Source organism: bacterium (assembly GCA_016708025.1).
Taxonomy (GTDB): Bacteria; Zixibacteria; MSB-5A5; order GN15; family FEB-12; genus FEB-12.
This window is the reverse complement of the sequence record JADJGQ010000002.1, coordinates 27830-40758: the sequence shown is the minus strand read 5'-3', so window position 1 is coordinate 40758 and position 12929 is coordinate 27830. Positions and strand designations below refer to the sequence as shown.

At 54.7% G+C, this 12929-nt stretch carries 11 protein-coding genes; 6 read left to right on the top strand and 5 right to left on the bottom strand.

The window, feature by feature from the left end; genetic code table 11:
• Positions 1 to 7 precede the first annotated feature (7 nt).
• The 5 genes from IPH75_06605 to IPH75_06585 all read left to right on the top strand — a co-directional run bounded on the left by IPH75_06605 (position 8) and on the right by IPH75_06585 (position 5563).
• The gene (locus IPH75_06605) at positions 8 to 1051 is read left to right on the top strand and encodes a hypothetical protein (GenBank protein ID MBK7141731.1); all 1044 of its coding nucleotides are present in this window, start codon (positions 8 to 10) and stop codon (positions 1049 to 1051) included.
• Positions 1048 to 2016, top strand: a complete 969-nt coding sequence (locus IPH75_06600) for a flippase-like domain-containing protein (protein ID MBK7141730.1) — start codon at positions 1048 to 1050, stop codon at positions 2014 to 2016. Before IPH75_06605 ends, IPH75_06600 begins: the two co-directional genes overlap by 4 nt.
• Positions 2017 to 2153: 137 nt before the next feature.
• Positions 2154 to 2570 carry an Rrf2 family transcriptional regulator gene (locus tag IPH75_06595; protein ID MBK7141729.1) on the top strand — a complete coding sequence of 139 codons (417 nt, stop codon included), beginning with the start codon at positions 2154 to 2156 and terminating at the stop codon, positions 2568 to 2570.
• An 80-nt stretch (positions 2571 to 2650) separates the two neighbouring features.
• On the top strand, positions 2651 to 3256 hold the full coding sequence (locus IPH75_06590) for a hemerythrin domain-containing protein (GenBank protein MBK7141728.1): 606 nt from the start codon (positions 2651 to 2653) through the stop codon (positions 3254 to 3256).
• A 36-nt stretch (positions 3257 to 3292) separates the two neighbouring features.
• Positions 3293 to 5563 (top strand): nitric-oxide reductase large subunit, encoded by a 2271-nt coding sequence (locus IPH75_06585; GenBank protein MBK7141727.1) that lies wholly within the window; start codon positions 3293 to 3295, stop codon positions 5561 to 5563.
• A gap of 75 nt (positions 5564 to 5638) precedes the next feature.
• On the opposite strand, the gene IPH75_06580 is transcribed toward IPH75_06585, so the two are convergent.
• The 5 genes from IPH75_06580 to IPH75_06560 form a co-directional block, all read right to left on the bottom strand.
• On the bottom strand, positions 5639 to 8707 hold the full coding sequence (locus IPH75_06580; GenBank protein MBK7141726.1) for an efflux RND transporter permease subunit: 3069 nt from the start codon (positions 8705 to 8707) through the stop codon (positions 5639 to 5641).
• Position 8708: 1 nt separating this feature from the next.
• Positions 8709 to 10190 carry an efflux RND transporter periplasmic adaptor subunit gene (locus tag IPH75_06575; GenBank protein ID MBK7141725.1) on the bottom strand — a complete coding sequence of 494 codons (1482 nt, stop codon included), beginning with the start codon at positions 10188 to 10190 and terminating at the stop codon, positions 8709 to 8711.
• 80 nt (positions 10191 to 10270) lie between these two features.
• Positions 10271 to 10552 carry a hypothetical protein gene (locus IPH75_06570; protein ID MBK7141724.1) on the bottom strand — a complete coding sequence of 94 codons (282 nt, stop codon included), beginning with the start codon at positions 10550 to 10552 and terminating at the stop codon, positions 10271 to 10273.
• Between the two features lie 95 nt (positions 10553 to 10647).
• Positions 10648 to 11709: a ribosome small subunit-dependent GTPase A gene (rsgA, locus tag IPH75_06565; GenBank protein ID MBK7141723.1), complete on the bottom strand. Its 1062-nt coding sequence runs from the start codon at positions 11707 to 11709 to the stop codon at positions 10648 to 10650.
• Positions 11672 to 11848 (bottom strand): hypothetical protein, encoded by a 177-nt coding sequence (locus IPH75_06560; protein MBK7141722.1) that lies wholly within the window; start codon positions 11846 to 11848, stop codon positions 11672 to 11674. Before IPH75_06560 ends, rsgA begins: the two co-directional genes overlap by 38 nt.
• 470 nt (positions 11849 to 12318) lie before the next feature.
• Here IPH75_06560 and IPH75_06555 point away from each other — a divergent pair, with 470 nt between their 5' ends.
• Complete coding sequence (locus IPH75_06555; protein MBK7141721.1) at positions 12319 to 12873, top strand: hypothetical protein; 555 nt, start codon at positions 12319 to 12321, stop codon at positions 12871 to 12873.
• Positions 12874 to 12929 lie beyond the last annotated feature (56 nt).

Below are 12929 nucleotides of genomic sequence, written 5' to 3'. Positions count from 1 at the left end.
GTAGGATGTGGCCAAAGAGATACTGATCATCATAGGGTGCGATACCGATCCGGATCGGGAGAGCTTTGTAGGGAAACTCCCTACCGATCACTTGGTCTGGCACGGCATGACCGACGGGATCCCTCGCGCCAAAGATCGGCTCGCTCGACTGACCGATTCCGATGGCAACCCACCCCGCTTTTCCTGGTGCCTCCGGGTCGACCATCAGGTTCAACAGCTCCATGGCAGTTTCAACTGGGTTCTGGCAAACCATAAATCGTTTTTGCTCCAGTTGGAGAATGCCGGGGATGAGCTTTCCTGGCATCCCCATTTCTGGCGGTTTGACCCCGGGCAGAAGATCTGGTATCAGGAGTATTGGGATGAGCAGTTCCAGCTTGGTATGCTGGCCGAAGCTTATGCCGCATATCAGGAAGTTCTTCCCGGACGCGCCCAGACTGTGCGGATGGGGTGGGGGTACCACAACACCCAGACATACGCGAAAATGCAGGAGCTGGGAGTTAAGGTCGAGTATAGTGCGATTCCGGGCCTCAAAATACTCCCCCAGCATGATCAGGTTCGTTCGTCGAATTTCTTCGACTGGTCACTCAGCCCGGACCGCCCCTATTTTCCGTCACAGGCAGATTATCGCCGCGAAGCCGCGGCGGGAGAGAAAGCATTCTCGCTTGTCGAAATCCCGGTCTTTGTATCGCACTCGCTCTTCTGGGGAGTGGGCGCCGGTCTGCAGTTGGCCCGCAAAATGAAAAACCTGATGCAGGTCTGGTACGCCTTCACCCGCCCCACTTTCCTGATCAATATCACCGGCAAAACCGCCTACTTCAGTCCGATGTTGGCGCAGATACGCCGCGACCTCCGTTCGCGAGACCGCGTCATTTTCAATACCTATCTCCATGCTGACGAATTGATCGAAAACAAGCACCCGCTCTATTCTCTCGAAAATATGGAGCAGAATCTTGGTTCTATCCTGGCGCTGGCGCGTGAAGAAAAAGCGGCTGTCAGATTCATCCGGGCGATCGATGTCCGGTCTTACCTCAACCCAGATCAGAACGCGTGACCATACCAGAGCAGACTCCCGAAGTGACCACCACGCCGCACCCCGCGCGCAAGTGGATCATCCGTGCGGTGAAATTCATCCTCACCATTCTGGTGATCTATTTTGCCGGACGCGAGATCGCCGCCAATTGGCAGGAGATGGTCAACTACGAGTGGAAGATCAACTGGTGGTTGTTGCTCCTCTCTGTGGTACTCCATCTGCTTGCGTTCGCCTTTTTCTCGCAGGATTGGTGCTGGTTGATGCGCGGGTTCGATCTCAAGGTCCCGTTGCGACACGGCTTTAAACTCGCCTATATCGCCAACCTCGGACGCTACATTCCGGGGAGGATCTGGCCGATCTTTGGCATGGTCTACATCGCCAAGCAGATGAAGATCTCTGACTCGGTCGCGGTTGCATCGTGGGGATTGGCGTTGCTCTTCGGTATGCCGCCTTCTTTCCTGGCAGTTTTTCTTGCGACCAGTTTGTATCCGGAAATGCTCTCGCCCGACCTGCGACAATATCTTGGGTCAGCGCTCTATCTCGGAATGGCGGTGACACTCGGTATCTCGCTGTTATTGCTGTTTGCGCCGAATCGTTCTCTCGCTCTGGCCAACTTCTGTCTGCGATTGATCAAACGTCCGAGCATCCATTTTCATCTCAAGATCCCGCAGGCGGCGTTGGTCTATTTCGGCTACTTCTTTGGCTGGCTGTTGTACGGTCTGGCGTTTTATGTTTTCATCCATGCGGTCGCCCCGTCTTCCAATATCCCGGTCCTGGCGGCGATCGGGGCATTTATCCTGTCATATCAAATCGGCTATCTGGCGATCTTTACGCCGGGGGGACTCGGGGCCAGAGAGCTGGTGATGATCGCGGTTTTGACTCCATTTCTGGGCCCGGCGGCCGCCGGAATCGCCGTTGCGGCACGGCTCTGGAATACCTTATCCGATATAGTAGCCTCAGCCATCGCCCTCAAAATCAAGATTTGAGGTGGCATTGACATGTCTGTAACATATTGTGAAGGAATAATATAAGTGAAATCTTCAAATACTATTCGCTCTTTCTTCAGAAAACTATTGACGGGCCGATATATATTCGTATAATAGCATGTGATTAGAGGTTATTGATGATTTCAAAAACTGGTGTACATGCTGCTTTGGCCCTGACGATGATGGCCCAACTGAAACCCGGCGAATATGCCGGGACTGTGACTATCGCCAAAGAGATCGGCGCACCTCAGAATTATCTCGGCAAGCTTCTCAATACCTTGGCGGGAGTAGGACTGCTCGAGTCGCAGAAGGGGTTTGGTGGTGGATTTCGCCTGGCACGCAAAGCGGCCGAGATCTCTCTCTATGATATAGTCGAACCGATCGACAAGGTCAGCCGATGGTCCGGTTGCTTGCTGGGAAAAGGGTCCTGCACACCAAGTTCGCCGTGCGCCGTGCATGACCGATGGAAACGGGTGCGCGAAGAATATATGCACTTCCTGAAAGAGACAACGCTGGAGGATCTGGCTCGCAACCGAGTGATGTTGCCGGCCTGACCCCTTTTTTTGAGATATAATCGGATAATGACATGGGATTCATGCTTACGAGTCAATTAACTAATAGAGGTGAGGTTACGATGAAACCGACTGAAATTCTCTCAAGCGAACACCGCGTGATCGAGTCAATGCTGACTGTCCTCGAGCGGATCTGTCAGAAGGCTGAAGAAGCCGGGAAACTTGACCGCGAGGATGCCAGCAGTGTGGTCACTTTCATCCGGATGTTTGCGGACAAGTGCCATCACGGCAAAGAAGAGGGGCAGCTTTTTCCGGCCATGGAGGCCAAAGGTGTTCCTTGCGAATCTGGACCAATTGGGGTAATGTTAAGCGAGCACGAGCAGGGTCGCCTCTTTGTGCGTGGCATGGCCGAGCATCTCGAGTCCGCCACCACCGGTGATCATCCTGCCCTCCGGTCGTTTGTTGAAAACGCACTCTCCTATGTCCTGCTGCTTCGCGCTCACATTCTCAAAGAAGACAATATTCTTTTCCCGATGGCGGCGCGGCTGATGTCGCCCGAGGAACAGGCCGCATTGCTGGCGCAGTTCGAAGTTGTCGAGTCCGATCATATGGGAACCGGCACGCACGAGAAGTTTCTGCAACTGGCAGAAGAGTTGACATCCAAATACGGTGTCGAAAAGAAATGGACCGCGGCGACCACCCAGTGCGCCTGCAGTCATCATCACTAATCGGAACTAGTCAGAAACGGAGATACGAGGAACGTCATGAGAAAACTATGGATCGCTTTTTGGAGCGTGATCATCATCTCCTTCGCCGTGCTCGGCTGGGCCGGTTTTAAGATCTATCAGGAGAAGCCCCCGATCCCGGAGAGTGTGGTCACCACTGACGGTACTGTGGTGATCGCGGCCGGTGAGATCACTGCCGGCCAGAATGTCTGGCAATCACTCGGCGGCATGGAGATCGGCTCGATCTGGGGACACGGCGGCTATGTTGCCCCCGACTGGACCGCGGACTGGCTTCATCGAGAGTGCGTTTTCATTCTCAACGACTGGAGTGCGACCGACTTTGGCACTGCCTACGACCAGCTACCGCTGGAACAACAGGCGATGCTGCAATCTCGCCTGACCAGCCTGATGAGAACCAACGGTTACGACAAGTCGACTAACAGTATTCGGATCGACCCGGTCCGCCAGCGAGCCTTCGAAAGCAATCTGGCGTATTACACGAATTTGTATACCGAAGGGCATGTTAAGTACGCTATCCCGAGCGGGACTCTGACCGATCCGGTGAAGCTGCGACAGATATCATCATTCTATTTCTGGACCGCCTGGGCGGCTTCGACCAATCGGCCGAATGATAATATCACTTACACCAGCAACTGGCCACACGAGCCGTTGATCGAAAACCGTCCGACACCAGATGCCATGATCTGGACCGGCGTTTCCATCCTGATGTTGCTCGGTGGCGTTGGTCTGCTGGTCTGGTACCATGCGTCGCAGCCGAAAGAGGCTCTGGCGGAAAAGATCCCTACTACTGATCCATTGTTGACCAATCAGCCGACCCCTTCGCAATTGGCGACAATCAAATATTTCTGGGTGGTGGCTGGCCTTTTCCTCCTGCAGATCATCATGGGTGTGATCACTGCACATTATGGTGTAGAAGGTGACGGCTTCTACGGAATTCAGATCGACAAATGGCTTCCTTATGTTGTGACCCGCACCTGGCACACGCAACTGGGGATCTTCTGGATCGCCACTGCCTGGCTGGCCGCCGGTCTGTATATCGGCCCAGCCGTCTCAGGATTCGAGCCGAAATACCAGAAGCTTGGTGTCAACGTGCTGTTCGGCGCTCTATTGGTTGTGGTCCTCGGTTCGATGACCGGTGAATGGTTGTCGGTGAAGGGAATGCTTTCGGGTGACGCCTGGTTCTACTTTGGTCACCAGGGATATGAGTATGTTGACCTTGGTCGTGTCTGGCAGATCGCCTTGTTGATCGGACTTGTTCTCTGGGTCTGGTTGGTCGGGCGAAATATCTTTGCCGCGATCAGAAAAGGGGGAGAGCAGAAGTCACTCCTTACCATGTTTATCATCTCGGCGATCGCGATCGGCGCGTTTTATGCCGCCGGCCTGATGTGGGGGAAGAGTACTCATCTTTCAATAGTAGAATATTGGCGCTGGTGGGTTGTCCACCTTTGGGTGGAAGGGTTCTTTGAGGTCTTTGCCACTGTCGTGATCGCCTTTATGTTCGCGCGACTGCAGTTGATACGGATCTCAACCGCCAACTCTTCGGTGCTGTTTGCGACCACGATCTTCCTGACCGGCGGGATCATCGGCACATTGCACCATCTCTATTTCTCCGGCACTCCGACAGCCGTGATGGCGCTTGGATCGGTCTTTAGTGCACTCGAGGTTGTCCCGCTGACGATCATCGGATTCGAGGCCTGGGATAATATCCGGTTGTCACGCTCGACGCCATGGGTGGCGCGCTACCGATGGCCGATCCTCTTCTTTGTTTCAGTCGCATTCTGGAATATGGTTGGCGCTGGTCTTTTCGGCTTCATGATCAATCCGCCGATCGCCCTCTATTATATGCAGGGTCTGAACACTACGCCGGTGCACGGACATGCCGCGCTGTTCGGAGTCTATGGAATGCTCGGAATCGGCCTGATGTTGTTCTGTCTGCGCATTCTCTACGTCCGTTCGGACTGGAATGACAAGGTCATTAAGTTTTCATTCTGGACGATCAATTTTGGTCTGTTTGCGATGGTCGTAATCAGCCTTCTGCCCGTTGGTCTATTGCAGACCTGGGCCTCGGTTGAGCATGGCTACTGGTTCGCCCGAAGTGCGGAGTTCCTCTATTCACCGACCGTGCAGGTATTCAAATGGCTGCGCGCGATCGGTGATACCGTATTCGCAGTTGGCGCGGTTGTGCTGTCGCTGTTTGTCTTTGGATTGGCCACCGGCCATTCACTGCTAAAGCGCAAGGGGGGAAAGATGACTGATGCTGGAGAAGTGCGGGACCAGGTCATCAAATAGCCGGAAAACCCTCGTTTTCTCTTCATATAACGCCGGAGGATCTGATTTCCTCCGGCGTTCTTCGTTTCAGGATCATCACCCTTCGACAGCGCTTCGTTTGCCGAAAAGCGAGTAAAGGAGAGGGAGAATGATCAACGTTAATGCAGTCGAGGTCAGGATCCCGCCGATCACGACTGTTGCCAGCGGACGCTGAACCTCGGCGCCGATCGACGACGAAAGCGCCATCGGCAGAAAGCCGATTGCCGCCACCAGCGCAGTCATCATCACGGGACGTAACCGTGACACCGCACTTTGCTCGATTGCCACTTCCAACGAGGCACCCTCCGAACGGAATCGTTTGATCGAAGAGACCAGCACCAGTCCATTGAGGACCGCGATACCGGAGAGCGTGATAAACCCAACTCCTGCCGAGATTGAAAACGGCATTTCGCGAATGGTCAACGCGATCACGCCACCCAATGCTGCCAGCGGGACGCCGCTGAAGATCAGGATGGCATCGCGCGCAGAACCGTAGGTCCAATAGAGCAGACCAAAGATCAGCAAGAGGGCGAGTGGCACGACCAGCGCAAGTCGCGCCTGCGCTCGTTCCAGATTTTCAAACTGCCCGCCATACTGAACAAAATAGCCGGGCGGCAAGGTTATCTCGTTGGCGATCCGCTCCCGAACTTCATCGACGAATGAGCCGATATCGCGGTCACGCACATTCGCCTGCACGATTGCCCGACGTTTCCCCCACTCGCGCGTGATACTGGCCGGACCGGATGAAAGCGTCGGACTGGTCACCTGATCAAGAGTCAGTTGCGCCCCGGCATACGATTGGAGTGGGATCCGCTCGATATCATCCGGTACTTCCGTATAAGCCGAGTCAAGCTTCACCACCAGATCGAATCGGCGCTGACCCTCGTACACTTCGCCTGCTTCGATCCCGCCGATCGCCTCTACATAGGTCAACACTTCTGATGCTGGGAGATCGTGGCGGGAGATCCGCTGACGGTCCACCGCCAGTTGAAAGACCGGCTGGCCGGTCAACTGCTCGATAGTCACATCGGCCGCACCGGGAATTGTCTCCACCAGCGCGGAGATTCTCTCCGCCCGTTCTTCGAGCACTCGAAGATCATCTCCGAATATCTTGATCCCAAGATCCGCTCGGATGCCTGCGATCATTTCATTCGCCCGCATCTCGATCGGCTGGGTGAATACGCGGTTCATGCCGGGAAGATCATTCACCTCGGCATCGATTGCCGCCACCAGTTCTTGCTGAGATGAGGCCCGCGTCCATTCTTCCTGAGGCTTAAGCGTAATGAAGAGATCCGAGACCTCCAGCCCCATCGGGTCGGTCGAAAGTTCAGCCGTCCCCGTACGCGTCCAGAGGTGATCGACCTCATCCGGGAATCTCGCCTTGATCAACTTTTCTACCCGGTCACCGTACATTGTCGACTGTTCGAGCGATATGCCCGTCAACTTGACGAAATTGACCGCAATCGTCCCTTCATTCAGTCGCGGCACAAACTCCGAGCCGAGTCGATTGAATTGAAGCAACCCGATTATGAGGAACAGCACTGCGGCAGTCAACACAACCGCACGGTGCGCCAATGACCACCCAAGCAAACTCCGGTATCTCTTCTGCAACCAGAGCACGAGTTTTGGTTCAGCGTGAACTTTCGGTCGTTTGAGAAATGCTCCCAGCATCGCCGGAAGCACGGTAAATGACAGCAGCAACGAACCGAGCAGCACAAATATCACTGTCAGCGCCATCGGGCGGAACATCTTCCCCTCGACTCCTTCGAGTGTCAGGATCGGGAGATAGACCAGCATGATGATCAGTTCTCCGAAGAGAGTCGGCTTGCGCACCTCCAGAATGGCATCTCGTATGACCGTCAATCGCGACTGCGACTCATTGCTCCGGGAGAGACGGCTAACCGCGTTCTCCACTTGTATCACCGCATTATCGACCGCCAGCCCAAAGTCAATTGCCCCGAGCGACATCAGCGACCCTACCACCCCAAAGCGAGTCATCAGATCAAACGCAAACAGCATTGAGAGCGGTATCGCCGAGGCGACGATAAGTCCTGCGCGAATATTCCCCAGAAATGCAAACAGCACCGCTATGACCAGTAACGCACCATACATTAGATTGTGCGTGACAGTGTCGAGTACTCTGTTGACCAGGTCGGTTCGCGAGTAAACAGTCTTGATCTCCACGCCGGGCGGGAGCGTTGGTTTGATCGCTTCGATCCGGTCGACCAGTCGCTGTGTCACTTCGCGTGAATTCTCGCCGGTCAGCATGAAGCCAAGCCCGAGCACTACTTCGCCATTCCCTTGATAAGTAGCGGAGCCGCGACGGATCTCATGTCCCACGACTACATCGGCGATATCATGCAAATGCACCGGCACGCCATTGCGCGATTTCACCACCAGCGACTCGATCTCTTCACGAGTGCTGACCTGGCCGATCCCCTGCACGACGGTCTGTTCGCCGCCGCGCACCATCTCGCCACCGGGGACATTCCGTACCCCGCGGCCGATCGCCTCGACGACCTCTTCCAGATGCAGATCGTACTGGATGATCCGATTCGGATCGATCAGCACCTGGTATTGCTTTTCAAAACCGCCCCAGCCATTGATCTCGGCGACACCCGGCACCGATTGAAGTTGCGGTTTGATTATCCAATCCTGTACGGTGCGGGCATCCGTCTGATCGGTCGACGAACTGACGACCACATATTGAAGCACTTCACCTAGACCAGTGGAGACCGGTCCCAGCTTAGGTGCTTCAACACCATCGGGGAGTTCAACCGAACCTAATCGTTCGCTCGTCTGCTGACGCGCGAGATAGGTGTCGATGCGATCTTCGAAGACGAGATTCACCTGAGAAAGTCCAAACTTGGAAACCGAACGGACCTCGGTCAGACCGCTCAGACCGGAAAGTTCTCGCTCGACAGGGAAGGTGATCTGACGCTCAACTTCTTCCGGCGACCAGCCGGGAGCAGAAACATTCACCTGGACCATGACCGGCGTCGTATCCGGGAACGCATCAAACGGCAGTCGAAGGAGCGCAAAGAAACCAAGCAGGATCATCAGCCCGGCAAGCGCGAGAACAAACCACCGCCGCTGCAGTGTAAACTCTATGAGCTTCTGCAGCATGCTACTTTGCCTCGAGTCCGCAGCATCCCGCGCCAATTGAGCCTTTCTTTAGTTCTGTCTTCAGCAAATAGCTTCCATCCACCACCACCTGCTCCCCCGGAATGACTCCCGAGAAAACGCGGTAGTGATCGTTGTCGCCGCGAGCGATCGTCACTTTGCGCGGGCGATACCGGTCGACCGCTTCCTGCACGAAAACCACATTGCAGCATCCCTCCCACTGCACGGCATCTCGCGAAACCACTGCCAGCGCAGACTGGTCATCAATCAGGAACTTGGCTCGACCAAACAAATTGGCCGATATTTCACTGGATGGAGAGAGCAGTCGGGCGCGGACAGTGCCGGTCCGTGTCTCCTCATCGAGATACTTGGAGACCCAGATCACTTCAGCGGCAGTCCGTTCGACCGCGCCGCCATCGGCGGAAAACTCCACTCGCTGTCCGACCTTGATCGCCGAAAGGTCCCGCTCGCGGAGATTCGCTTCCAGCCAAAGTGCCGATGGATTACCGACGATCGCCAGTGGACGGCCAGCTTCGAGCAGTTCGCCGATCGGCGCGCGGCGTTCGATCAACAGACCGGTCGATGATGCCCGCAATGTGTAGCGCTGCGTGATCTGCCGACTGCTATCCAGAAGCTTGAGGTCGGTCTCGGAGAATCCGCCGGTCAACAGCATTCCCCGCACACCGGCAAGGTCCGCTTCTGCGGCGAACGCATCCGCTTCGATTCGCTCCATTTCAGATTCACTGATGAGATCACTCTTACGAAGCGACTTGCCGCGCTCCAGCGACTGTGCCGCCACCCGGTAATCGGCCGTCGCCTGCAGGTAATCCGCCTGAAGGCGCGCTATGTCCGGCGACTCCAACTCCGCCAGTTTCTGTCCGCTGAAGATCTGCTCACCCGGTTCAACAAACCAGCGTGTCACCAGGGTCGGAACAGTCAATGTCAGCATAGTCGTTTTCGTATCGTCAAACTTGATCTCGGCGGGCGCCTCGATATATGCATCGCCAGAGAACGACAGCACCGGCTCAACCGTCAATCCGGCGCGACTGGCTGTCTCCGCGCTGGCGAATTGGATGATCGCGTTGTTAGTCGCGCAGTCAACCACATTGGCCGGATAAAAGACCGAGGTTTTGATCGGGTCAGTCATCGCCACTGTCTGCACCGGTTCATTCGGGAAATGAATATCCGGATTGCAGAGCCGGCAGTGCGACTCCGGTATACCATGTCCTCCACACCAGTCATTCGCTTCTTTGAATTTTGGTATCAGATCAGGATTACAGAGTGTACAGGCTGATTCCGGCACGCGATGTTCCGCGCACCAGTCATTGGCTGTCACGGCGTCATGTCCGTGGCCATCATCGGCAGAATGTTCGGTGGTGGCCTCAACCGCATCAGTATGGTCGTCGGCAGTAAAGAGGGTAGAGCCGCCCAGACCGAGCGCTATGCCGACCGCTAGTATCAATATGTATGGGATCCAGTTTTTCATTCCTGGCGCACCTCATCGAAATAGGTTACCGCAGATAAACAGCTACCTGCGTTCAATCTGTTGAAAAGAAGAAGGAGGTGTCAGGAAAGTCGCGGGGGAAGATCGGGAAGCAACGCAAATCCGGGAGCGGTCGCGGCTTCCAGGAACTCCATAGAGGCATCGGCGGTCATCGTATGATTGGCAAATTCAATCAGCGTCGCCGGCAAAGCGGAGAACGTCAGACTGCACGAGCAATGGTAATAGCAGTCCGCGCAGGGGAGATCACAACAATCATCCCCTTCGGAGCAAAATTCTTCCAGCGGCAGCACCATCGGCGCGGCCAGGAGGAAGATCAGTAAGAATGAAAGGGCTGCTTTGCTCATGCTCATATTGTACCCATAAGATACCTTATCGGTCCAGAATCGCAAGGCTAAAGCGGTACCGGAGGCCGGCAGTTATCTATATGCCGGCCAATCGGTTATTTATTCTTGGCGATCCGCTTGGCCAGCATATGGATCTTCTTCCAGCGAGCTTTCTCCTCCAGCGCGGCTCGGATATCCTGCTTGCGGTGAAGGTATTTCAGCTCCCTTTGAAGTTTGTCATATGATGCAATCCGTTCGGCCGACAGTCGCCCATCGGCCAACGCAGCCTGGACCGCGCAACCGGGCTCAGATCCGTGACTGCAATCGCTGAACTTGCATTGCGAAGCCAGGGCACTGATGTCGTCGAATGATTCATCCAGACTGGATTCATCCGCCCAGAGTTCGACCTGCTTCATCCCCGGCGTATCAATCACCAACGCTCCGGATGGAAGTTGTATCAACTCCCTCCAGGTCGTGGTGTGGCGGCCGCGGCCATCCTCCTTGAGTTCGCGTGTCAGCAATTTCTCTTCGCCCAACAACGCGTTGATCAAAGTTGATTTCCCCGCACCCGAAGATCCAAACAGCGCGACAGTTTTCCCCGGCTCAAGATATTGCTGGATCTGCTCCATCCCCTCGTGTGCCACCGCGCTGACAGCATGCACCGGCACTCCGAGAGCGATCGATTCGATCTCGGCGACCGAACTATCGATCTCAAGCGCAACATCGGTTTTGGTCAAGAGGATCACCGGTGAGGCGCCCGACTCCCAGGTGAGAGTCAGATATCGCTCGATTCTGCGGGGATTGAAATCGCGCCCGAGATCCATCACCAGAAAAGCGATGTCGACATTGGCGGCAACTACCTGCTCCTCAGTCGTAGCGCCAGTAGCGCCGCGACTGAAGATCGACTTGCGCGGAAGGACCGCGTGGATCAATCCGATATCAGATTGCGGCGGAATCTCCACCGCCACCCAATCGCCGACCGCCGGAAAATCACGTCGCGTTTTCGCATTGTGACGAAACCGTCCGGTTACTTCGGCGCGGATCTCGCCATCGTTGGTCAGTAACTGAAATCGTTCGCGGTCTTCGCGAGCGACGCGAGCCGGTTGATAGCCGGCCTCGCGATATTGGCGGAAGCTCTCATCAAAAGTATCGCTCCAGCCTAAGGATTCTATACTCATGTTTTTTTCCCTGAGTCTTTGGTTCAGGAAGCCCGTGAGCCAGAAGATCGCGCAATTTTAGCTGTGGGCGATCATTTTTTTCATCCGGCGGACGAAGCTCCTTTAGTTGTTTAGTCAGGTCAGCAGTCATGTCAGACATGGCTACTCCTTTCGTACATGCAAAGGGTTATGCCGCAGAGGGATATTGTGAGATCACGCCGCGGCTGGGCGAAACGCCCCGTCCGGACTGGGTAATAAAAAAGCCGTCTATCGACGGCCGCGCATGCAATGGAGAATTATTCGATTGCTAGCGACAGGCCAGACCGAGGCGCACCGGTGCACTCTTCAATGATCTTTGCATATGTACGCCTCCTTCCTGCTGTTGCAGCACTGTGTTCGATTATGTTATCGGTCTACTATACGACCTGCCTAAGATAGGGTTTCAAGAAAATTTGTCAAGACAGAAGTATTTCCGGCGGGGCGGGTCCGTCGCCCCAGGAGTGTAGGTCGAAACCGATGCCCCGAAGGGGTGCGCAAAGCGCAGGTTTCGACACCATCCTCCACCATCTTTTTGATTGGACAACGAGGACAGGGGAATCCTATTATGAAGATGCGGAAGGAGGAATGGGTATGATGCTCTCGCAAGGTCCAAGAATAGTGATGCCCTTTTTGATGTTGGCTGCAATGGGTTTGATTGTGGTCGCGTTGTTATCCGGTTGCCCAAATCCGGAGATGCGTTTGTTCTTTGGCGAGGAACGTAAATCCAATTTGACTATTCGAAAACTCGATGGACGACTTAGGCTTCGCTTTGACAGTTATACTAACCGGCCTTGTGGCGATTACGATCTCTACTTAAACCTTGAAGTTGCCTTCAGTGTCAGTCGAAACGATATCAAGTTTCGGCCAGAGGAAGTTCAAGTACTGGTTGCAGATTCCGTGATGCAGTGGAGGAAAGAAAGTGACACCTACGCACTAAACGACACCGCCCAGTATGTGGAAAGGAAAGATAGTCCCAGTAAATACATGTTCAGGCTACATTATCGAACATTTGTAGAACCTTCAATCGTTCCTGAAAATGGCGACCTCCCAGTGAGAATTGTATTGAATGAATTCATAACCTATAAGGGGCAAACCGTACAGTTTGATACAATCCAGGCGATTGAACGAAAGGGATGTAACTATTAACTGCCGCTGATTGGTGAGTCTCGGCTCTTGGTGTGGTCAATCAAAAGTCTGGATCC